Below are 23,705 nucleotides of genomic sequence, written 5' to 3' on the forward strand. Positions count from 1 at the left end.
TAATATTTTTTACAGCATACGGGAGGTACTCCAGAGTGCAGGTCAATGGACACAGGTAAAAATATTGGATAGTTATGAAATGACTTCCCTAGGGTTTCCTAGATGACTCCAAATTTAAGAAATAAAGATTCAGGCGGGACTGTCGTTGGACAGATCAGAGGATTGACAACAACACCTAAATGTACGCGAAGATCACGCTGTGTGTATTTGAATTGGCTCTGAGAACCTCAGACGACTTTTGGTATGCGGAAAAGGATCGATGAGTTATGATTTTTCGGAAGCGGCTTCGTTTTGATCATCCACTTCGCCGGGCTCGTTCAGATAATCTTTTTCACACGTCGGGCAGTAATTTCTTTTCTGATCGTTTTTAAGTTGGATTCCTGTAATATTATCTTGCACGTATTCTTCTATAAAGGCTTTGTTTTTATCGTCCGGGCCGTGAATGTCTGCTTTGGTCCGGTCTTCCACAAATGTCATGTATTCATTGTAGTAAGCCATATTGTTCCAGCAATCCGGGCAGACGCCATGAGCAACTAATTCTTCTTTGGTGAAGATGTCTCGGTTGTTCTTGTTCTTTGCCATTGGTGTTGATTTTTTTAAAGTGCCTGAGTTGTCAATATAGTGATAAACAATGAAATATACGGTTTATGTGCAAAAAATGCCGGTGATTAAATATACTTTAACGCCACTACTCCGTTGCATTTATAGCTTTATTGGTGTGATAAAAGCGTGACGGAAGGAAAGACGCATACACATAAAATATTTAAATGGCAAATTTATCGCATATGTTAAAGTAAAAAACTCTTACAATAACGAGCAATTTGAGGTAGTTAAAGTATGGAATTTTTTAAATTGTTGAACCTTTACTTTTACCATAAGAGATACTTGGCCTATGAAACTAGACTTTACACTAAAACTTATCCCATTTATTTACCACGAGACCACAGCCCAGGAAAATGCTGAGATTGTTCATCAGATTCTGAGCGACGGAGCTTCCGAAGATGCTTTTCAAGAAGTTCTCGAAACGAAGGAAATGCTGGACACCGTGATTATAAAACCGAGCAAAAAATCGATTGACCGTATTTTGGAATACAGCCGGGGAACGTCCGACTTAATCTAAATTTGCTGTTTATTTTTGATACTTGAGAACTTTTATTTTTTGGTATCAAGGATTTTCCTTAGGTTTGTCTTTCGGATTAATGTAAGTTTCTAAAAGAGAAAAGAGCGCTGAATGGCAGATACGAAAGAGGCTAAACTCAAAGCCCTCAAAATGACGATGGATCGTCTGGAAAAAACCTACGGGAAGGGGGCGATCATGAGAATGGGTGATTCACCGGTGGTTGATGTAGATACTATACCAACCGGGTCACTGAGTTTAGATATAGCATTGGGTGTCAATGGATACCCGCGTGGAAGAGTTGTTGAAATTTATGGTCCCGAATCTTCCGGGAAGACGACCTTGGCCATTCATGCGATTGCGGAGTGCCAACGGCAAGGCGGAATTGCTGCATTTATAGATGCTGAGCATGCCTTTGATCGGAATTATGCACAAGCACTTGGCGTGGACACGGAGAATCTGTTAATCTCCCAGCCCGACAATGGTGAACAAGCGCTGGAGATTACTGAAAACCTGATTCGGTCAGGCGCTATTGATATCATCGTGATTGATTCCGTAGCAGCATTGACACCACGATCTGAGATTGAAGGTGAAATGGGCGATTCAAAGATGGGTTTGCAGGCCCGATTGATGTCGCAGGCGTTAAGAAAATTGACGGGAACCATTGGGCGAACCGGTTGTTGCTGTATGTTCATCAACCAGCTTAGAGAAAAAATTGGGGTTTTATTTGGAAATCCTGAAACAACCACGGGTGGTAATGCGTTAAAGTTTTATTGCTCTATGCGTTTGGACATTCGTCGTCGGGGCGCACCGATAAAAGACAAAGAAGGGAATGTCGTGGGCAATACAGTGAAAGTAAAGGTCGTTAAGAATAAACTGGCACCTCCTTTCAGAGTGGCTGAATTTGATATATTGTATGGTCAGGGAATTTCCAAAGAAGGCGAGATTATTGATCTTGGATCGGATTTGGGAATACTGAATAAGGCCGGTTCCTGGTACAGCTATGGCGATACCAAAATAGCGCAGGGACGAGAAGCTGCCAAGCAGTTTATGATCGACAATCCGGAAGTAGCAGAGGAAGTCGAACAAAAAATAAAAGGTGAAATAAAAGGGGTTGTAGAAGAAGAAATCAACGACGAAGATAAATAAAGCCTATAATCCTATCTTTTTGTTTCTTTTGGGGTTTAGCTTTGGGGGTTGGATGCTTATCCAACCTCCATTTTTTTTGCCCCATACCTTCATCCTTAATGATTTCATAATACTATTGACCCGGGTATAGCCTTAACCAACAGCTCGGTACGGATTGGGTCCCGGGCAACTTTCCATGTAGGGAAAGGGTTTTCGAAGAAATATTTTTTCTTTTAATATCTTACACGTATATTTCGGGAAAAGAAAAAATGCAAACCACTTATTTACTTTCTCTTCTGTTTTTATTAACTCAGTTTTCTGTTTTTGGGCAAAAACCCGAGGATACGGAAGTGTGGGAACCAGAACCAGAGGTGGTGTCACCGGGCTATTCCTACGCAAGCGCGCCTTCGGATGCCATCATGCTCTTTTCAGAAAATAGCCTGGATCAGTGGGTCGGTAAAAATGGGAATGCTGTGCCATGGGAAATCAATGGCGATTATTTTACCGTGAAACCGGGTACCGGTATGATTCAAACCAAAAAGTCTTTTAACGATTTTCAACTTCACATTGAATGGAAATCACCCTCGATCATACAAGGCGAAGGACAAGGCAGAGGGAACAGCGGCGTTTTTCTTCAGGGCAGGTACGAGCTTCAAGTGTTGGACTCCTACGATAATAGAACATATTCCAATGGTCAGGCCGCCAGTATTTACAAACAGTATAGTCCCTTAGTCAATGCGATGCAACGAACCGGTGAATGGAACAGTTATGATGTGATCTATACCGCACCCCGATTTTCTTCCGATGGTCAATTGGAATCTCCAGCTTATGTGACTGTTTTGCACAATGGTGTATTGGTGCAGAATCACGTAGCGCTCAAAGGGCCGACCGTGTTTGTGGGGCAACCCAAATACGAAGCCCACGATGCTGGACCTATTATGTTACAAGATCACGGAAACCCCGTTAGTTTCCGGAACATCTGGATCAGGGAATTATAATTTTCAAATTGGGCAGCAGTATGATTGTCAATGACCGATCAAGATCATAAATACTATTCCACTTTCAGTAAACCAGTATATGCCTTCTTAGTCAGGTGCCATCAGCACACTAAATTTACACGAAATGCATACTAAATTTTTTGCCTACGGATGTGTATTATTCATCCTCAGTATTTTAGCCGGTTGTGGTCCGAAAACCAAGCCAGGCACTCCGAAAATTCTCGTCTTTTCAAAAACCGCGGGATTCCGTCACGGGAATATTGAAGACGCTACGAAGGCTATTGTTGAGTTGGGTGAGCGGAAAGGATTTGAAGTGGAGGCTTCCGAAGACGCATCGCTTTTTACCGATGAAAATCTAAAGCAATATGCGGCCATTCTATTTATGAGTACCACGGGAGATATTTTGAATACGAACCAGGAAATTGCCATGGAGCGATATATTCAAGCCGGGGGAGGTTTTGTAGGCATTCATGCAGCAGCGGATACGGAATACGATTGGAAATGGTATGGCAGATTGGTAGGCGCTTATTTTAAGAGTCATCCCCGCCAGCAAGAAGCAGATTTGGTGATTCATCCTGATGCCAGGTTTCCGTTACTGGATTCGTTCCCGAATCCCTGGAACCGGAAAGATGAGTGGTATAATTTCAGAGCAGTTCCTGATCATGTGAATGTCCTGGTGAGTATTGATGAGTCGAGCTATGAAGGCGGGGAGAACGGGGATGACCACCCGATGGTGTGGTACCACGAATACGATGGGGGGCGTGCTTTTTACATGGAACCCGGTCACACATCCGAATCGTTCGAAGAACCGTTGTATCTGGATCTATTGTATGCGGGGATTGAGTATGCTATGGGGGACAATCATGTATTGGATTATTCGAAAGCCACCTCGTTGTTCCAGCCTGATGAAAATCGATTTAGCAAAATACAATTGGCTTCAGCGCTCGATGAACCCACAGAAATGACTATATTGCCCGATCACTCCGTGCTGATTGCAGAACGAAAAGGTGGATTGATGTACTATGATCCACAAACTGATGAGACTACCCAGGTGGGAAAGTTTGATGTATACCATCATACAGATGTTGAAGGGGTGAATGTAGAAATGGGATTTATGGGGATCAAAGCCGATCCGGATTATGAAAATAATCACTGGGTGTATGTGTTCTATTCTCCCATGGATGCATCCGTCGATCGTTTGTCCCGATTTAAATTTGAAGATGGGAATTGGGATATGAGTTCGGAACAGATCATTCTGGATGTGGAAACAGACCGGGACATTTGTTGCCACACCGCCGGTTCCATTGCGTTTGACCGCGATGGAAATCTCTTTTTATCGACGGGGGACAATACCACACCATTCGATGAAAAAGATCCGGAGACCGGGAAAAAATTTCCCATCAACCTGCATGGGTATGCCCCCTTGGATGACCGACCGGGATTTTATAATTACGATGGTCGACGTGCTCCGGGCAATACCAATGATTTGCGGGGAAAAATTCTTCGTATAAAGGTGCAGGAAGATGGGAGTTACACCATACCGGAAGGAAATTTGTTCGATCCGGAGAATGATTTGGCGCGCCCGGAAATCTATGTAATGGGGAACCGGAATCCATATCGTATATCGGTAGATCAGAAAACGGGCTATCTGTACTGGGGAGAAGTCGGGCCTGATGCTCGCAACGACAGTCTGGATACACGTGGTCCACGAGGATATGACGAGGTGAATCAAGCCCGAGAAGCGGGTAATTTCGGATGGCCTTACTTTGTTGGAGATAATTATGCATACTGGGAATACGATTATGACACGGGTGAATCGCTCTTCCAGTATGATCCTGAGAAACCCGTCAATACTTCCAGACACAACACCGGGATGAAAGAGTTGCCTCCTGCGCAGCCCGCTTTTATCTATTACCCCTATGGTGTTTCCAAAGATTTTCCAATATTGAAGTCGGGAGGTCGCAATGCTATGGCTGGTCCGGTGTATTACCGAGACCTCTTTCCCAAAGAAAATCAGCTTTCCGAGTATTTTGACGGAAAGCTTTTTATCTATGATTGGATTCGGAACTGGGTGATGCTGGTGACGATGGATGATGAGGGCGATTTGCTTCGCATCGATCCATTCATGGCCGGAACCCGGTTTTACAATTTGATCGATATGGAACTTGGTCCGGATGGGACCCTTTATTTTCTGGAATATGGAACCGGTTGGTTTACCATGAACGAAAATTCGGGATTGTACCGATTGGCGTACAACCCCGGAAACCGTCCACCGGCTGCGGAATTAAAAGCGGAGTCTTTGGCAGGTCCTGTGCCCTTCGAATTGCGTCTGGATGCCGGCGGATCGAGCGACCCGGATGAAGACGCACTGAGTTATTCCTGGTATCTGAATGATGAATTGCTCACTACGACCGAAGAAGCTGAGTTCACACACACCATCGAAAAACCCGGAGCTTACGCGGTACACGTGGTGGTAGATGATGGGAATGATGGTGTGGCTCGAAGTGGACTGGTCACTGTAGTAGCTGGTAACAGTCGGCCTGTGGTAGATATTGAAATTGATGGTAATCATCAGTTTTATTTTGATGACGAACCCATACGGTATACGGTTCATGTTGACGATGCAGAAGATGGTAGTCTGGAGAAAGGAGAATTGGAATCAAGCCGGTTAACATTCAAAACTGATTATCTGGAAAGCTTTGATGAAGCAGCGACCACCCTGGGGCATCAAGAAACCATTGATCCTGCACTGGAGGTCGAGTCCATTATTGCAAGTAATGATTGTGCATCATGTCATAAAAAGGAGGGCAAATCGGTGGGTCCCTCCTATGTGGATGTGTCGATGAAATACAAAGACGATCCGAATGCTGAGGCCTATTTGATCGGAAAGATAAAGGAAGGTGGAAGCGGTGTCTGGGGTGAAGTGGCCATGTCTGCACACCCGGATATAAATGATGACGATGTGAAAAAAATTGTATCCTGGATCCGAAGCCTGTCGGAGGACCAGCAGGAAAAAGTATCGCACGACAGAAGTGGAAAATTAATCCCTCGGAAAGAATTTAAGCTGACGGAGGATGGCGTGCTATTATTGCATGCTGCTTACACAGATGCCGGGGGCCCTGAAACCAAGCCCTTGACTGGTCAGAAAACCATTTACCTGACCCGTCCGGTTTTGCATCCGTATCAGGCATCCGACATCAAAGGCGCTTCCACAGGCAGTCACGATGGGACGGAGTTCTTACTGGTGAATGAATCAATTGCTCAAGCAGAACTCGGATCGGTGGATTTCACGGGAATAAAAAGCATTGATATCGTAATCGCTCCAGCCGGAGAAGCGGAAGGAACGGCAGAGATTTCTCTGCGCCACGGAAGTGCGACAGGTGATTTAATTGCCTCGGGGACAAGTCCCGCCAATGCACCAGTGATGACCCCCTCAATTGTACAGATGGAGGTAGGTCCTGAATTTCGGGAAATTCAAGACAATATTTGGTTGGTCGTCAAGCGGGCGAATAATGCGCCTGCTATGGCCATTATTAAATTAATCTTGAAGCCCTGACGATCGTACAGGTGTGGAGCGTGGTTTCACGGACAGACCACTGTTTTAAAGACCGAAATTGGTCTTGTCTTTTCAGGAACTACGCTTCCGGGTCCCTTGCGGTGTGCGAATTTCATTTCCTCTGCCGCATCTCGTCATTGTGGACAAGCTTGTTGCGATACGACGGAGACGGTGCGGAAGGTACTGTGTGCACAGCGCTCCCGCTGAGGTTGATGTGCAAGTGCTGGAAAAGTTGAGTGCTTATAACATTACTTCCTACACCTTTTCATCGAGTTAATAAAAGTATAATTTAATGATAAATCCATGTGTGCTTTAGTAATTAAAGGCAGGCCGGTTATATTGTGCAATCTTAATTTAGAAAAAAATCAAATAGTATGCGTTTTTTAAGCACATTTTTAACCCTTTCTCTTTTTGTTGGCGGAATAGCTTTGCAGGCACAGGTAGCGCCACCGGCTCAGCCAAAACTATTGAGCTCAGAAGAAGTTTCTGATCAACAAGTGAATCAATTTGTCGATGCATTGCAGTATGTGCAACAAGTACAACAAGAATCCCAGCCCAAAATGCTGAAGGCTATTCAGGATGAAGGCCTTGAGCCACAGCAGTTTATTCAGGCCGCACAGGCTACTCAGCAAGGGAAAGAAACGGGACTGAATGAAGCGGATGAAAAAAAGTTTCAATCTGTTCAGAAAAAAGTCGAAGAAATTCAAGTTGAAGCCAATAGTCAGATCGAGTCAAAAATCAAGGATGAAAACATGACCTTGGAGCGTTTTAATCAGATTTACTTATCCTACCAGCAAAGCCCTGAGCTGAAACAGCGCATCGAGGCCCAACTTCAGGAAAACAGTAAATAACAGGTATCAACAAAGCTTCATCGCCTAACCTGTTGCAATCCGAAAAATATTTTTCGTAAATTGTAGGAATGGGGCGTCGACGAAGACTTTTAACGACGGTATGGTTGGTGCTGAGTATTGGTCAGATTAATGCTCAACTAAATCATAGCGAAAAAATCATATTGGATTCTGTTTCAATATATCCACACCATGGGTTTGAATTCGACGGGGGATATGTGGTCGGTGGTGCGGAGAATAGTTGCCACATCGCCACAGTCTGGAAAATGGATGAAAGTTTCCGCCGGGTGCAGACGAAGCAACTAATCCATGATTCATATGAGATTAGTGCAATGTATGACATGACGAAGAATGATTCTGTCATCGAAGTGATGACATGGCAATTGCAAACCGAAGATGTCACCAGTGCGGAAGGAATTAAGTGGTACGCTGTGGATCCGGTGGATCTCACCATTCTCGATTCACTATATATTCCAGAATTGCATTCAAAAGATGGTCTTTTTTTAGATTCCTTGTGGGTGGTGCATACGCGCGACGACACCTTGCTATTTATCTCTCCGGTGGATGGACGTACTGTACATAAACAACCGTTCAGCACTGGTCCTAATCATCTCACAGCAGCTCCTTCAGGAGTTGCATCATGGCGTGATTCAATGGTTTTTCTGATCGATTCAGCTTATCGGGTGGATACCTTTCACTTTGATCATCAGGTTCTGGATGTGGTCACAAATTCAAATGCATTGTATGTATTGACTACTGATTCAGTCTGGGCGATAAACTCACCTCATACTGGTTTTATTTTCCGCGCTGAAAAATCACCGGAGGGTGCTCGTGCCTTGTTGTTCCAACCTTTTGTCCCTGCATTAGTCGTCTTTACGACATCAAGCACCTGTGTATATTTGGATCTTAACACATTAACACCGGTGCAAGAAGTGCAGTTGTATTACAATGAATTTCATCAGGAAGATGTGAACTATGTTGCGCTGGATGACGGTAGTATTCTACGTCTGGGTACGACACGGGTAAAGGGACGGAGTAGGGGCTCCATCCGTTATGGACAGGAAATGGGGTTTTTTCATCGTTTCAATGAAGAGTATACAGAAGGTGGTATTCTTCGGAGCGATTTGAAATTGAAGGAAGTAAGCATCAGAGATGACTATTATGGAACAAAACCCAAGCTGATATTGGGTGATTCGGCATATTTCATATCAGCAGACAGTGACACGAGAATAAGCTGGAAATTTGAAAATGTAGGCCATGATCAGGTGGGCTCCGGATTGACTGCTACCAATCGGCTGTTTGCTTTTAACTGTACTGAAGGCTATTATACTCAGATATTAGACGCTATCTTTTCACCAGGTGGGTCCGGAGGGGAAGGATTTAACTATCAAAAGCAGGATGACCTGACCGTTGGCCACGAAGAAAAAGTGCTGGTTTATACAGCATATCCAAACGGCCATTATGATGCTGATTTTTCTGATAATTATCAATTCTTCACCTTTCGGTATGTTCTGAGTGATGCTTTGCAGGAATTACGAGCAGATGAACTTTATATTTATCCAAATCCGGCAGGTGAGCGCGTGTATATCAGCACAACGAATGGGGCTGGCATTCAGTCTAGTAGATTACTCACTATAGACGGAGCGCTTGTAGCTAAAATGCAGCCGGATAAACCGACCGCAGAGATCGAACTTCCGATAAATAATCTTCTGCCTGGTGTGTATATACTTCGTGTTCATACCTCAAAAGGAACGACCGTAAAAAAACTCCTGATTACAAGATAGCTCGATATTGCTTCAGACATTATTTTCCGTGGGATCGCGAAACCTGGTAGCGTATTTTCAGGAAAAGCTGTGGCCTGCATGAGTATGAGGAGGCATTTCCGTTTGAAGCAAAGAACATGTCAATCCTGTGTTGTTCCCGGTGGAGAAACAATCCAGGATTGACATGTTTTTGATCTGTGACAATTCGTTTTCTGAAGATGTCATGAGCTCATAAACAGTCCCTGTGGTTTCGAATAAATTTCGACGCACTTATCCAGTAGATGGAAATACAATCACTTTATTCAACAATATATCCTGTCGTCAGACCTTAATAACGCTAGGATGTAGTGCTGGATAGGTGGTAGATTTCATCTGTGTGTGTAAATTTACTCACCGCGTGAGCAGCTTGTTCGACTCGTCTGTAATTCAACATGTAGTGAACAAATTTACCATCTCGTTCATGATTCACAATATCTGCTTCTCGTAGAATACGCAGATGCTGTGAAGTGATCGATTGTTCGATGTTGAGTGACTTGTAAATGTTGTTCACATTCGTGGTCCCCTGGCTGTGGATGTAGTTAAGAATCCTTAGCCGAAGGGGATGAGCAAGCGCATGGGCAATAACCCAGGCCTTGCTAACCCGTTCGGGGTTAAGCGTAACCTTAGAAATTTTCATTAATCGTAGTTTTCGTAGTTTTAAAATAAACCTTAGAAAACAAATATTAAATAAAAAAATATATATACCAAAGAAACTTGCGAAAAAATTCGTAAGTATTTTGTAACAGTTGTTAAGTTTTTTCGGGTGCCGGCAGGAATACTTTCAGTAAGAGTGGCTAACTGACTGGAACATAGGAGGGCATCGGACGGAAATCGATGCCTGAAATGACCAAAAATGCCACATCAAAAAGATGCAGCATTCTGGCTGTTTAGGTTCTTTCTTAGTATCTCTTACACAGAGTCTATAGAATTGATTCAGAAAATTTGAGTTATTTCACTAAGGACACATCGTATAGATTGTCATAACTAAACCGACTTGTTTGTAGTGTAAAATTTTTACTCCGCGAGTTCTTCTACTAATCGATTGATCTGCTTTAAGCGTTCTTTATCCAGCGAATAGTAGATGTATTTGCCTTGTCTTTCGGTGCTGACAACTCCAGCTCTCCGTAATATGGCAAGATGTTGGGAGGCGACGCTTTGCTCCAGTCGGAGCTTGATATAAATATCGGTCACGGTCATCTCGTTGTTTTCTTCCAACAAGCTGATAATTCTTTGTCTCAATTTGTGGTTCACGGCGCGCAAGACCAAAACGGCTTTTCGCAGCTCGGCGTAATTCAGAAGGATGTCCTTCTTTCCCATTTTCAGTGAGTACGTCTCTTTTTTATGCTTTCTCATTTTTCATGTTTTAGGCTTATAAATGACAGTTTATCTTAATACCAAAACTGTACCAAAAACTGATAAGCCACATGGTTTGTCCTGAAATTTATTAACGCCTAGCTTCCAAACGCAAATATACAATAAGTAAATGAGATATGTAAACACTTGATAACTAATTGAAGTAAACTTTTTTAGAGGTCGTAATGTTGGGCTTTTTGATGTAAATTGGTGTGGTTGCAAAAAGATTAGAAATATTATCAGATTTGAGGAGTTGATCGGAAATGCGACTCATCATTCCTGCATCGACCTCCACATCTGCTCCAATCCATTGATTGTGTTCCGGCCAGAGATCCTTCCATTTTTTTACACCGCTTCCGATAAAACACACTTTTTGTTCGATCAAGGCACTGTAGGACATTTCATTAAGAATTTTGGCTTTGTAGTTCATAGGTTGGTCCAGGTTGCGTACAGGATCCGTCGTATAAACCTCCATGCGTCGTGCATCGATCATGGGAATGTAATAGGCTGCCCCGGGATACTTCTTCATTGCATAATCTACGAGGATGTCCAGACCCGACGGAGCAAGGAGGGGTATATCGAGTCCGTAGCACAGCCCTTTGGCCGTGGCCATACCTATTCGTAAAGCGGTATAAGATCCAGGACCGCTGTTCACGCTGACAGCGTCAATATCCTGCATGGAGCATCCACATTTACTGAGCAGTTCGTCCGTGAGAATGTTTATATCCCGGCCATGTTGCAATGGTTCATCATTGATCTCCATGTGTAGCAGTCGACCATCCTGTGCCATTGCCACGGAACAAAGAGTTGAGGAGGCATCAATTTGTAATATATGCATGGTTCGGGCCTTATTTGTTTGATTCAAGTATGGACTGATACAAATCTTTGTTTTTCATAATTTGAATAGCCTCATCAATTTGAGGGTCGTGTTGCAAGGAGTAGAGTATCTTTCCTTTTTGCAGGTAATACCGACTTGCTATTTCCATTCCCAGTCGCGTATTGATGATTTGCTTGTGGGCATCCAATGCTTTGTTTTTCTCTTCAACCAGTTCCTTTCTTATTTTTTGAACTTCTTTCTTAAAGTCATGGTCATTATCCAAGGTTTTTTCGAAATTATCCAATGCAATTTGTTGTTCGGAGTGAAAATCAAAATGGTTGTCCTTGAGGTAATTTTTCCAATCTTCATAATCCGTAAAATCAAATTCGTGCGCCGGATCTATCGTATCATGGGTCAAATAATAGTTGTTCGCATAATTAAAGATCATGTGATTTTTTTCAAGTTCTTGCAGAATTTGGGGGTTGATGGTTCCGGATAGTTCGACATCTGGTTTGACGCCACCACCGTCCAACACTTCCCTGCCATTGGCGGTTTTGAAGACTGATCGCAGGGAATCCGCGATCATAACCGGTTCGCCTTCTTCGTCGTATTCCACAGACTGGATGCAGCGCCCGCTGGGAATGTAATACTTCGAAATGGTCAGCTTCATTTGATTGTTATAGGGCAACCTTCGGGTGACCTGAACCAGCCCTTTGCCATACGTTCGCTCTCCGAGTAAAACGCCACGATCGTAGTCCTGAATAGCGCCGCTGACAATTTCCGAGGCGGAAGCTGAAGTCCCGTTGATTAGCACAACAACGGGTAATTCCTCGTCCACCGCGGCCATTCTGGTACGATAACTTTTATCTTCTTCCGGTTCTTTCCCTTTGGTTGTCGCAATGAGTTTTCCTTTGGGAAGAAATACATTGGATACATTTATGGCTTCACTAAGCAAACCGCCACCATTGCCTCTGAGGTCAAGAATAACTCCTTTCAGGTCTTCGTTTTTGTTCATCATTTCGAGCAAGGCACCGCGCACATTGTTTCCTGCATTTTGTGTAAAAGTGGTCAGCCCAATGTAACCATAACCATCGCGTACCATACCATGATAGGGAACATTCTTGATGTTAACTTCCCCTTTTTGGACCGTAATTTGCTGGATCTCTTCAGATCCGAAGCGTTTGATGCCCAATACGATTTCTGACCCTCCCGTTCCCAAGAGTATATCCTTTACTTCTTCATTGGACTTTCCGGCTACATTGATGCCGTCCACCATCATGATTTGATCACCTGCCCGCAGCCCCGCCATCACAGCAGGACCCCCTTCGTAGGGTTCAATGATGGTAATCGCATCATCTATTTTTTGTATTCTGGCACCAATGCCGTCGTACTTCCCCTGGGATTCAAAGCGATAATTTTCAATTTCTGATTCCGAATAAAAACGGGTGTAAGGATCCAGGGATTTCATGATGGCTTTTAATCCCAGGTTCATGGTCGTGGCCGGATTAAGATCATCGACATATAGTTTATTCAGGTTTTTATAGACTTCCGTGAATATTTCCAGGTTTTTTGTGATCTCAAATGCTTTACTGGATTTTGGCGTGTTGATAAAAGCAAAAGAGGTCAGAAAGACCAGAATGAGTAAAGCGGTGTATTTGATCGATTTCATGGTATAATTTTTTTCAAACTTGTCTTAAATCTGGCTTGGCTTCTATAAATAATGGTGAGTCCGGCTCGATTCACATAGATTCTTTTTTAGACGCTACTTGATAGTTTGAGGCTGATGCAAGTGTGCGGTCGCGTTGAATCTCTCCTTACCTATAGGTCCACACCCGAATCCAAATATAGTTTAGTAACGCATGTAAGCTACCAATTGACATGTGAATAAACTAATTTCTACGGAAAATACAAATGTGCCGTGCGAAATGTTTGCCGATAGGGTCAGACATCACTTCGTTGGTTTCGAAAAAAGCTTGCGGTATGCAGTGGTGCTGTAAAGTGCCCCCTCACGCGCAGTTATGACCCCACCATGGGTAAGGCCGATTTGTACCGTCCTTCAGCGATCTCAAACCCCTTTCATAATCGCTCGTACCTGTTCTTCAAATTCATCTGGTTTCTCTGCATGCAACCAATGTCCGGCTCCTTCGATGGTCTCTATTTGGATGTTTGGAAACAATTGACGGAGCAGGTTGATGTTTTCCGAAGTTACATAACCGGATTTTCCCCCGCGCAGCAGAAAAGTGGGCTTGTCAAATATACGGCCGGTTTTGATCGCTTTCAGGATCTCTTCGTAATCCCTTTCAATCGTGTCGATATTCATTTTCCATCGGTACCCCTCCTTGGTTCTATCGATGTTTTTTGCAATAAAAAATACTACGCCCGGATCCTGGATTGTTTCGCTGAGCTTTTGCTCAATGTCTTTGCGGCTTTCCATCCTGGCGGGATCCACGGATCGAATGGCTTCGATAATATGGTCATGTCCCCGAGGGTAGGCTTGCGCACCGATATCAGCAATGATCAAGGCGCTGACCAGATCAGGTTGACTCAAAGCCAGTTCCATCGCTGCTTTTCCGCCCATAGAGTGGCCCAAGACGATGGGGTTCCTAATATCGTGTTGTTGTATAAAATTCTTTACATCTTCAGCCATATCGCCGATTGTATGGCTTTCCGTGTGCGGTGATTTGCCATGGTTGCGAAGATCTACCAGGTAGACGGTGTAGTGTTCGGCCCATTTCCGTCCCAGGGTGGCCCAATTATCTAAAGCCCCGAATAATCCATGTAGGATGATCAAAGGTTCACCCTGGCCGTATTTTTTGTAATTGAGTGTAGTCATAGTAAGGTTACAATCTTTTTTTAATTCGATTCAATACATCCATTTTTTCGTGAAGAATAGCGATGACCAAAAATGGTTGGGACGATCGGTTTATTCCGAAAATATAATGATGTTGACAGCGAATGAATTTTAAGTTTGGTTGGATTTCGGTTAAGTTTCTAGGAAATGGGGTGTTCGTCGAAAGTTCGATCATACATGCTTCCAATTGATTACCATAGTTTATAGCTTGATTTTGACCGAATTTTTGATTGGTGTATCTGATGATGTCTCGCAAGTCATTTTCAGCTGCTGGACTCAATTCAAATAAGAGGGGATTCATTCTTTTAACAATACTTCCTCTCTGACTATCTCTTTTATAGATTTATGAGAGCTTTCGTTATTCTCTGCGTCATGGATTCGATCCAATAATAGCTTTTTAAATGCCTGCCAGTCTTCATCCTCCACTGGTTCATTCTCGAAGACCCGTGACATTACAAAGTCTTTAATGGTTTGACCTTGCATCGCGGCCAGTGTTTTAATCCTTCGATGTTCTTCTTTTGATATTTCTATGGTGAGTCTGCTCATGATAATTACCTTTTTGTAAATGTAATCAAAATGTACATTTTTACAATTGTAAAGCTCTAAAAGAATGAATAGGTTCCGTGAAATCTAGTGCACCAAGAACTAAATACGTATGGTTATTCTACGGACTCGGCAATCCGCCCGTTCGCAAGCCTCCCAAAGGCTTACCGATCTCAGACTAGTTGTGGGATCGGTCCATACGGACTCCTTCGTCGTAAGTTCGCTCCGAAAGGCCCGTATGGATAGGATTTGGAAGCGTAACTTTTGTTAACTGCAGGAACTTCGAAATCGTTGCACTAGATTCCCGATTATAATCATGTGTGGGGTTGTCGTGTGAATGAGATATAATTCCGAATTCCCAAGAAATGAAGATTTAACAGATCTCACCTCCTTTGCTTTAAGCTCCGGCGGTCAATATATGACCTGTCAAATCTATTGCTTAACCAATTCAAACACCCCTCTTGCTGATCCGCCTTTGACCGTCGAGACCCCAACTTCCCAATCGGGCAACCCCTGGTGGAGGAGCTCGATAAATATTTCGTTGTGTACAAACCCCCCTTCAATGATCAATCGGGGAATATACTGACTGCCGGCCGCCCGCTTTATAGCTTCTATCTGGAGTGGTACTAAAAGACCCATCAGCTGGTAATAGGCCACAGCCCATTCTTTCGGGTTGTTCTCTTTTTTTGTGGAGATTTCTTTTGTGTTTAGTATTAGGTGTTCAAAATCGAAGGCAAATTCTTCCGTTTCTTTAGCTTTTAAATGAGTGTCAGGGTCCCACTTCAAATTGAGAATGTCTCCCACTTCAATATGATAGTGTTCACTCAGCCGTGTGACCTGGATTTCATGCTCCCGGCCGAGGAAAAGCCGGGCCGTCCGCACTTGTTGCCCATTGATCCGGAGGTTGTTTAGGCAATCATTCTGCAGATCTTCCCCGCTCAACTTTTCATCTGAAAATGGATTTATGGCCAGGGTCCAGGTGCCGGTTGACAAGAGAATGAAGGGCTCTTTCTCCGAAGTAAGATATGGGATCAGGGAAGCAGATGTATCATGTAAACCTGCGCCGACCTGAATGGGTTGACCCTGGAAGGAGGATTTTGTCCAGGTATCGGAAGGTCGCAACGCCGGGAACAACCTGCGCAAGCCTTCCCCATCGATCCACCGGTGGTAATCCTCTTTTTGATAATCCCACATGCCGGTGTGACACCCAATACTGGTGTATTCGGTGATGGGCTCCCCGGAGAATATATAGCTCAGGTACTGCGGAAAATGCAAGACATATTTTACTTTGGCAAACCAATCCGGCTTATCATGCTTCAGCCAAAAGATCTGCAGTCCGGAATTCAGCATCCCCAGCCAGGGGCTGGCTGTTTCCTGACAGAACTGTATTTTTGGACCGTAATTCTCGAAAAAACGATCTTCCAGGTTTTTGGGAAAAGGCTTGAGATAATTAATAAACAAAGGCAATCGATCACCATTTTCATCCAGATAAACCAGGCTTGCACCATATCCTGAAAAGTTAACGCTTTTGATTTTCCATGCCGCAGTTCCGGTTTCGGGATCCATTAAGTGTGCCATGGTTTCTTTCATCCAGTTTTCGATAGCACTCAGATCGTCGGAAATGAATCCATCCTCGTCTTCTGTGGTGGGAAAAGAAGTTGATGTTTTCCAGACAATCTCCCCCTGATCATCAAACAAAAACAGCTTTTTATTCGTCTTCCCGATATCGAATACAGCGTGTACTGTGATCTCGTTCATAGAAATATAATAATTTATAGAGCAAATGTCCTCAGAGAGGTCAAATTACGTTTTCTCAAATTTTTTTTTATAATCCACTGGCCGATGAATCACTTCCTCTTTCTTTGACTAGCTCCTCACGAACATTTTGCTCGCGGTAAAAAGCTACCGGATCGATTGCTCCGCCTTGACGTCGGCGAAACTCGCGAAGGATCGGCCGTACATCGGTCTGATAGGCATCTTGCAGGATCGCTGAACAACGACTGATGTCATTTTCTTCCCGAGCTTGCTCCAAGGATTCATAGTCCACTAAGGCTGCTTTAATGTAAGTCAAACCTATGGATTCCAATGATTCCAAAAGGTCAGCCAATGGATCTTTGAGGTTGTGACTGGCATCGATCATATAGGCGATATCCGGATTGCCGTGTGGGTTGGCAGCCATGCCTTGGGTGATTTCCATAAAAATCAGAAACAACTGATAAGGCTTGATGCTGCCGACTGTGATGTCGTCATCGGCAAATTTGCTGTCATTGAAATGAAAACCACCCAGCTTTCCACGGCTAATCAGAGTCGCCACGATTTGTTCGATGTTGGTATTGGGAAGGTGGTGACCGAGATCCACCAGGCTATAAGCCCGGTCACCGGTATCAGAGGCCAGTAAATAGGAAGTACCCCAGTCCGGTATCACCGTCGAGTAGAAATAAGGCTCAAAGGGTTTGTATTCAATAAAAAGGCTCCAGTCTGCCGGCATGTGCGCATAGATTTCCGCCAAAGACTCACCGGTGCGCTTGAGTGCCTTGCTCAGGTTGGATTGGCCGGGGTGATTGCTTCCATCAGCCAGCCACACGGTCATGGATTTAGATCCTAATTGGACTCCATAGTCGATCACCTCTTTGTTGTGATTGATCGCCTGACGCCGTACGGCCGGGTCGGTGTGTGAAAGGGATCCATGTTTATAAGAGTGAGCCTGACCAGGCTGATCCTGAAAGGTATTGGAATTCATGGCATCAAATGCAAGCCCGTATTCATCCGCTGTCGCTTTTATTTTTTCGACGTCTTCCGGAATATCCCAGGGAATATGGAGCGATATTCGGCTTGCCATCTGACTCAATTGATGTAACAACCCAATATCGGCCATTTTTTCTTCCAGGTTCCGCGGTTGTCCCCCGATGGGGAAACGGCCAAACCGTGTTCCACCACTGCCGAGTGCCCAGCTGGGGATGGCAATTTGTAATTTTGATAAATTATCCAGGATCTTTGACGCTGGGTGATCGGTGTCACGGAGCCTTTTCTCCAGGAATTCAAACTCCTGGCGGTGCTTGTCCAGATGTCCATTATTGTGGTCTGAAATGTGGTTTTTATCTATTTTCATATTGTTTAAATTTGATGCAACGCAGCGGACCCTCAAAATTTGCTGAGAACAGACGTGATAAATCGCATCTGTTTAACCGTTGCGACCACCTACGGGGTCAATGTTGCTATATGCCATTTTTTTCTAACATACTGTGACCCGCACTGTGGGTCAATAGCTCTTCATCTGGGCATTTATTCATTCCTTGATAGAAGCAAATTTCCATAATAAATCAGAATTCTCTTTAAAAAGAGCTTTGCGAATCCTTTAGCTCTTAGCGTAACCCTAAAAGCAAAGTTTACCTACCGTTGCGAAGTTTACCTCCCGATACAAAGTAGGGAGGCAGGTAGGCGCCCTAACACCTAACGCCTAACGCCTAAAAGCGAAGCGTCCTAATTCCTATCTGGGAAACGCTCCCGGCATTCCGCCATCGACATTAATGATGTTCCCGGTGCTTTTATCCAAAATGGCGGTCACCGCAAAAACACCCTTTGCGATATCTGACGGTCGAATAATCTTTTTCAGCAAATTGCGGTTGGCATAGTGTTGCGGCAATTCATTTACTGAGATTCCATAGGCCTTGGCGCGACCTTCGGCCCAATCACCTTCCCAAATCTTACTGCCGATAATCACACCGTCCGGATTGACGGTATTCACCCGGACCCCATATTGGGCTAATTCGGCGGCCAGTAGCCGACTCATGTGCATCTGAGCTGCTTTGGCTGTGCCATACCCTACATTGTTGGGACCGGAGACGAGTCCGTTTTTAGAAGCGATATTTACAATATCACCCCCCATGTCTTGTATTTCAAATACCTCAGCTGCACTTCGGGACAGAAGAAACTGACCTTTAACCAACACATCCTGGAGCAAGTTCCAGTCATCCATGGTGGTTTGCTGGATGGGCTTGGAAATCGCAAGTCCGGCGCTGTGCACCACGATATCAACTCCCCCGAAGGCGAGGCAGGCAGCCCGGAATGCTTTGTCAACATCTTCTTCATCCGTGACGTTGCATGTGTCGTAAGCCGATACATCCCGTCCAAAGGATTCGTTGACCTCGCTGGCCCGATCTTCCCGAATATCGGTAATAAATACATTGGCGCCTTCGGCCGCCAGTTTTTCAGCGATGGCCTGGCCGATTCCGCCGCCCCCGCCGGTAATCAAAGCTACTTTGCGGGACAATGGTTTCTCTGCTGGCATTCGTTTGAGCTTGGCTTCTTCGAGCAACCAGTATTCGATATCAAAAGCTTCTTGACGTGGTAATGCTGTATAGGTAGAAATCGCTTCTGAACCCCGCATTACATTCACTGCATTGACATAAAATTCAGCTGCTACCCGAGCAGTTTGTTTGTTTTTGGCAAAAGTGAACATGCCCACCCCGGGATACAGAATGACCACCGGATTGGCATCCCGCATGGCCGGGCTGTTGTCCCGTTTGTGTTTTTCATAATAGTCGGCGTATGCTGCCCGGTATTCTTCAAACTGTCCGGTAATTTTTTCTTTGACAGCCTTTCGATCTTCCAGCGATTCATCCGGTACCATGTTCAGTACCAGCGGCTGAATTTTGGTGCGAAGGAAGTGGTCCGGGCACGAAGTCCCCAGCGGAGCCAATTTATCCAGATCATTGCTGTTTATAAATTCCAGCACGCGGTCGCTGTCATTAAAGTGTCCGATCATAGCATTTTCTTCAGAACACAGTCCCCGAAGAATGGGCATTAGACGGCTGGCTCGGTCCTTGCGATCGGCTTGCTCCAGTGATTGTATTTTTTGACCGCCAAAAACCTGCCCGTTTTTCTTTACTGCATTTTCGATGTATTCGGACGCTTGTTCGATCGTTTCCAGGCTGTTGACATAGCATTCGTGAGCAGTATCACCCCATGTAAATAAACCGTGACTCCCCAGGATCAATCCGCGTATGTCCGGATTTTCTTTGAGGTAGTTTTCCATTTGAACCCCTAAATCAAAACCGGGACGTTGCCAGGGCAACCAGCCTATTTCACCGTTCCATAGTTCTTTGGTGATTTCCTCACCATTTTCAGCAGCGGCAATGGCGATGACTGCATCCGGATGGAGGTGGTCAATGTGTTTGAATGGTATCAGGCCGTGCAAAGGTGTATCGATGGAAGGAGCCCGACTGTCCAGGTCGTACAGGCAGTGGTAGAGCAGGGCGACCATTTCGTCTTCCATGTCAATGCCGGTGTAGACATTTTTCAGGTCATGCAATTTATCGACATACAAGCCAGCGATGCCGTTGCGATCCAGCGTGCCTATATCTCCGCCGGATCCTTTGATCCACATGACTTCTACTTCTTCGCCAGTCAGCGGATCTTTCTCCATGGTCCGGCAACTGGTGTTTCCACCCCCATAGTTCGTGATGCGGAGATCAGCGCCGAGTAGGTTGGACCGGTATAGAAAAAGCTTCACCTGGTCGTCACCAAGGGATTCTTCCTTCTCTTTGTCCCACAGATAGTCCACGTATTTGTATTTTTTGGTTTCCGCTTGATTTGTCATAAATTGTAGTTAGTTTTAAGTTTGTTCATGTAATAAAAGAGACCTGAGCCTGTTATTGCCGGCTTATAAATGATAGCCGAACTATAAAAGTAACGAATTTGGTTCATTGATCTTACATAGGGTTACATACGAGTGTGGGTGTGGGTGTGGGTGTGGGTGTGGGTGTGAGTGTGAGTGTGGGTGTGGGTGGGTGTGTCCCAAACCTTAGACCACCAGAAAAGCAGCTCGTTTTTATATGGTAGTCGGCGCCCCTTATTTTAGGAAGGGGGTGGGATGACTGAACAAAATCCGCCTTAAAGCGGATCACAGGTAGTAAATCTACGTGAGTGTTTGGCGTCCAAGATAGAATAATGCCGGGGATGTTTTGCCCTACGTCTTTAGACCAGGGATTAGATGGTAAAATAAAAACTTGGCTTTACCCATTAATTTACCTATCATTAAGGACTAAGACCTACTTTTTGGGTATCCCATTCCCTAATAAAATGTAAATTGGGGCCGGGATAAAAACCTGCTCAGGTACAAATCTACCTGTGGTGTAGGCACTGAAACCACTGAGTTTTAGTTGGGCTGGCAAAATAGATGCTCACCCATAACTCAGTAACTCAATAGCCCAATAACTCAATAGCCCAATAACTCAATAACTAAAAGCGATGCTTCATTTTATAAAACTGGATAATCTGTCATCCACGCCCAAGTATCAGCAGATCTATAATTCCATCACACAGGGAATAGAAGACGGGAATATAGAAGCTGGGGCACGCCTGCCTTCTATACCGGAGATTTGCAGTAATTATGACATTGCCAAAAAAACGGTGGAAAAAGCGTATCGGCTGCTAAAGGAAAAGGAGATTATAAAAGCGGTGCACGGGAAAGGTCATTATGTGAAAACTTCACAGGTCAAACAACGCCGCCGCATATTTTTAATCTTTAATAAACTAAGCCGTCACAAGAAGATCATCTATGACTCTTTTGTCAAAGAGTTGGGGGAGGACGTCGCGATTGACTTTTATGTGTATCACAACGAATTTGCGTTGTTCAAGGAAATGATCATCAACCCCAATCATCCGGTGGTGTATTCGAATTATGTGATTATCCCACATTTTCTTTCGAGTGCCTACAAAGCGCGGGAAATCATCAACGAACTGCCGAATCACAAATTGCTAATTCTAGACAAATGGGTCAAAGGAATCGAAGGAAAATATGCGGCGGTGTATCAGAACTTTGAAGAAAACATCTACGATGCCTTGCACCAATTGCGCTCTAAAATTTCAAAATACGACAAGGTAAATCTTATTTTTCCGTACGATACCTACCAACCCAGGGATATCATTTGGGGCTTTCAACGGTTTTGTGTTGATGCTGGAATTGCTCACGAAGTGATCAGCGACATAGAAACTCATGAGCTAGCCCGACGGGAAGTATATATTACCCTGATGGAAGAGGATCTGGTGCATCTCATTAAGAAAACCAAACTACTTGACTTCAAGCCCATCCGGGATATTGGGATCATTTCGTACAATGAAAATCCGATCAAGGAAATTTTATTGGACGGGATTACGGTGATCTCTACGGATTTTGAAGAAATGGGGCGGTTGGCTGCACGGCAGATCATTGACGGTACGGCGAATCATGTGGAGAATCCGTTTCGGGTGATTGAACGGAATTCGTTGTGAACTCCTGCTGACGCCTTTTTGAAAGGGGTATGTGAGCGCACTTTCTTCCCGGGAAGTGAATTAGTTGCATTAAAGCCAGAATTTATTTTGGACGGGTGTGTTCTGTAATATAAATTATGACGGTTTGATTTTCATGTATGAACGGAGCTAGAGCTCCGTTTTTCCAGGAGGTCTGCAATGCTCACAAGAACGGGAGAGAAATGAGAAAGAGTTCAGCCCATGTAAGAACAAAATGAAAGCTGTATTCTGTCGGGAATCTGTCTTGAATATCTGAAAGAGAATCATTTTAATTGTGAGTTGGGACGCTGCACTATTGTTCTTTCCTCTCCCGCCCGAAACGAGGGCGTTCCGGTTCCCTCATACAAGGTTCACTGAACCTTGTGCCTTCGGCTTCATTCGGTCATCCTAGCCCCTCTTAAAAGAGGTGAACGAGTGTACTCTGAAAGAGCAGATATCCAGTGGATATCTGACGGAGAGAACCGCGGTAGCGGGCTTATATAACCATTGATTATGTATAATCTGGCTTTTCATTTTAACCATCCTTTCTCTCGGGAGAGAAATGAGAAAGAGTTCGGCTGATATAAGATCAAAATGAAAGCGGTATGAAGTGGAAAATTCGTTTGGGTGATTGAAAAGAAATCGATATTGGTTATTGGGGCGGTTTGCTTTTGGTTTTTGGTCGGTCTAGCACAGGATTATGCAGGATTGCCGGATAGTCAGGTTTGCTATTGTCTGGAACAGGATTATACAGGATTACAAGATAGTCAAGATGGATGTGGAATCCTGTGCATCGTAGAATCTTATAAATCGTGTTCAGAAATTGTCTGGAACAGGATTAACCAGGATTACAGGATAGCCAGGATTGATGTAGAATCCTAAATATACCTGTACATTGAATTATGAGTATCCATAATCTTTTTTATTAAGGGGCAAGAAATATGGTATGAGTAAAGAGCATTTATTACATGAGGCGGGCTGCTATGAAAAAATGTGTGGGTGACTGAGTACAGTCTCGGATAAGCCGAGACTAAATGTCCAGTGGACATTTAACGAATAAACACACTGGCCTCTGGGTATCCATAGTACATACGAATGAAAAGAATTCCACCACCTTTAAATTTAAAGCAGCGACCTACAATGTCCGCCTCCCCGCCAAGGCGGATGTAAAGACAGGGAATAGTTGGGCAGTCCGGAAAGAACAGGTGGCTGGCCTGATGTTAAGGCATGATTTTGACATTGTGGGCGTGCAAGAACCCTATCAGATTACCATCGACGATCTTGACAGCCTGATGCGACTATTTAACCACAGATGATCCGGTATTGGCGAAGCAACTGATCGGGGAAGTTTTTTAAAACAGAACACTGTTGAGGTATTTCTTAAAATTGATTTCTCACTTGTTTTTATATACAGAGCTAATAC

20 protein-coding genes are annotated in these 23,705 nt (G+C 44.3%); 9 read left to right on the forward strand and 11 right to left on the reverse strand.

The features are described 5' to 3' along the window. Window positions 1-264: 264 nt before the first annotated feature. Entirely contained in the window at window positions 265-582 is a 318-nt protein-coding gene (locus KUV50_RS15850) for a hypothetical protein (RefSeq protein WP_222581162.1), read from the reverse strand. Window positions 583-892: 310 nt separating this feature from the next. Here KUV50_RS15850 and KUV50_RS15855 point away from each other — a divergent pair, with 310 nt between their 5' ends. The 6 genes from KUV50_RS15855 to KUV50_RS15880 all read left to right on the forward strand — a co-directional run bounded on the left by KUV50_RS15855 (window position 893) and on the right by KUV50_RS15880 (window position 9,431). Next, window positions 893-1,120, forward strand: coding sequence for a hypothetical protein (locus KUV50_RS15855; RefSeq protein ID WP_222581163.1), 228 nt, complete (start codon window positions 893-895; stop codon window positions 1,118-1,120). A gap of 111 nt (window positions 1,121-1,231) precedes the next feature. Then, window positions 1,232-2,266, forward strand: a complete 1,035-nt coding sequence (gene recA / locus KUV50_RS15860) for a recombinase RecA (protein ID WP_222581164.1) — start codon at window positions 1,232-1,234, stop codon at window positions 2,264-2,266. Between the two features lie 248 nt (window positions 2,267-2,514). Next, a complete protein-coding gene (locus KUV50_RS15865; protein ID WP_222581165.1) occupies window positions 2,515-3,243 on the forward strand; it encodes a DUF1080 domain-containing protein in 729 nt (242 codons plus the stop codon). A 124-nt stretch (window positions 3,244-3,367) separates the two neighbouring features. Then, window positions 3,368-6,799, forward strand: coding sequence for a ThuA domain-containing protein (locus KUV50_RS15870; protein WP_222581166.1), 3,432 nt, complete (start codon window positions 3,368-3,370; stop codon window positions 6,797-6,799). Between the two features lie 374 nt (window positions 6,800-7,173). Beyond that, a complete protein-coding gene (locus tag KUV50_RS15875) occupies window positions 7,174-7,650 on the forward strand; it encodes a DUF4168 domain-containing protein (protein WP_222581167.1) in 477 nt (158 codons plus the stop codon). A 68-nt stretch (window positions 7,651-7,718) separates the two neighbouring features. Further along, window positions 7,719-9,431 (forward strand): T9SS type A sorting domain-containing protein, encoded by a 1,713-nt coding sequence (locus KUV50_RS15880; RefSeq protein WP_222581168.1) that lies wholly within the window; start codon window positions 7,719-7,721, stop codon window positions 9,429-9,431. 316 nt (window positions 9,432-9,747) lie between these two features. On the opposite strand, the gene KUV50_RS15885 is transcribed toward KUV50_RS15880, so the two are convergent. The 10 genes from KUV50_RS15885 to KUV50_RS15930 form a co-directional block, all read right to left on the reverse strand. After that, window positions 9,748-10,086, reverse strand: coding sequence for an ArsR/SmtB family transcription factor (locus KUV50_RS15885; RefSeq protein WP_222581169.1), 339 nt, complete (start codon window positions 10,084-10,086; stop codon window positions 9,748-9,750). Between the two features lie 377 nt (window positions 10,087-10,463). Then, window positions 10,464-10,802 (reverse strand): ArsR/SmtB family transcription factor, encoded by a 339-nt coding sequence (locus tag KUV50_RS15890; RefSeq protein ID WP_222581170.1) that lies wholly within the window; start codon window positions 10,800-10,802, stop codon window positions 10,464-10,466. Between the two features lie 154 nt (window positions 10,803-10,956). Continuing rightward, window positions 10,957-11,640, reverse strand: a complete 684-nt coding sequence (tsaB, locus tag KUV50_RS15895) for a tRNA (adenosine(37)-N6)-threonylcarbamoyltransferase complex dimerization subunit type 1 TsaB (RefSeq protein ID WP_222581171.1) — start codon at window positions 11,638-11,640, stop codon at window positions 10,957-10,959. A gap of 10 nt (window positions 11,641-11,650) precedes the next feature. Next, a complete protein-coding gene (locus KUV50_RS15900; protein ID WP_222581172.1) occupies window positions 11,651-13,288 on the reverse strand; it encodes a S41 family peptidase in 1,638 nt (545 codons plus the stop codon). 396 nt (window positions 13,289-13,684) lie between these two features. After that, a complete protein-coding gene (locus KUV50_RS15905) occupies window positions 13,685-14,452 on the reverse strand; it encodes an alpha/beta fold hydrolase (RefSeq protein ID WP_222581173.1) in 768 nt (255 codons plus the stop codon). A 7-nt stretch (window positions 14,453-14,459) separates the two neighbouring features. Next, window positions 14,460-14,771, reverse strand: coding sequence for a type II toxin-antitoxin system RelE/ParE family toxin (locus tag KUV50_RS15910; protein ID WP_222581174.1), 312 nt, complete (start codon window positions 14,769-14,771; stop codon window positions 14,460-14,462). Beyond that, on the reverse strand, window positions 14,768-15,016 hold the full coding sequence (locus KUV50_RS15915) for a hypothetical protein (RefSeq protein WP_222581175.1): 249 nt from the start codon (window positions 15,014-15,016) through the stop codon (window positions 14,768-14,770). Before KUV50_RS15915 ends, KUV50_RS15910 begins: the two co-directional genes overlap by 4 nt. 429 nt (window positions 15,017-15,445) lie before the next feature. Next, on the reverse strand, window positions 15,446-16,771 hold the full coding sequence (locus tag KUV50_RS15920; protein ID WP_222581176.1) for an FGGY-family carbohydrate kinase: 1,326 nt from the start codon (window positions 16,769-16,771) through the stop codon (window positions 15,446-15,448). Window positions 16,772-16,838: 67 nt separating this feature from the next. After that, complete coding sequence (locus KUV50_RS15925) at window positions 16,839-18,122, reverse strand: TIM barrel protein (RefSeq protein ID WP_222581177.1); 1,284 nt, start codon at window positions 18,120-18,122, stop codon at window positions 16,839-16,841. A gap of 378 nt (window positions 18,123-18,500) precedes the next feature. Continuing rightward, entirely contained in the window at window positions 18,501-20,612 is a 2,112-nt protein-coding gene (locus tag KUV50_RS15930; protein ID WP_222581178.1) for a bifunctional aldolase/short-chain dehydrogenase, read from the reverse strand. Between the two features lie 650 nt (window positions 20,613-21,262). On the opposite strand from KUV50_RS15930, the gene KUV50_RS15935 reads away from it, so the two are divergent. The 3 genes from KUV50_RS15935 (at window position 21,263) to KUV50_RS15945 (ending at window position 23,598) form a co-directional block, all read left to right on the forward strand. Next, window positions 21,263-22,285 (forward strand): GntR family transcriptional regulator, encoded by a 1,023-nt coding sequence (locus KUV50_RS15935; protein ID WP_222581179.1) that lies wholly within the window; start codon window positions 21,263-21,265, stop codon window positions 22,283-22,285. Between the two features lie 624 nt (window positions 22,286-22,909). Next, on the forward strand, window positions 22,910-23,164 hold the full coding sequence (locus tag KUV50_RS15940; protein ID WP_222581180.1) for a hypothetical protein: 255 nt from the start codon (window positions 22,910-22,912) through the stop codon (window positions 23,162-23,164). Window positions 23,165-23,316: 152 nt separating this feature from the next. Further along, a complete protein-coding gene (locus tag KUV50_RS15945; protein ID WP_222581181.1) occupies window positions 23,317-23,598 on the forward strand; it encodes a hypothetical protein in 282 nt (93 codons plus the stop codon). The last annotated feature ends 107 nt before the right edge of the window (window positions 23,599-23,705 follow it).

It is taken from the genome of Membranihabitans marinus (genome assembly GCF_019802045.1).
In the GTDB taxonomy this organism is placed as follows: domain Bacteria; phylum Bacteroidota; class Bacteroidia; order Chitinophagales; family Saprospiraceae; genus Membranihabitans; species Membranihabitans marinus_A.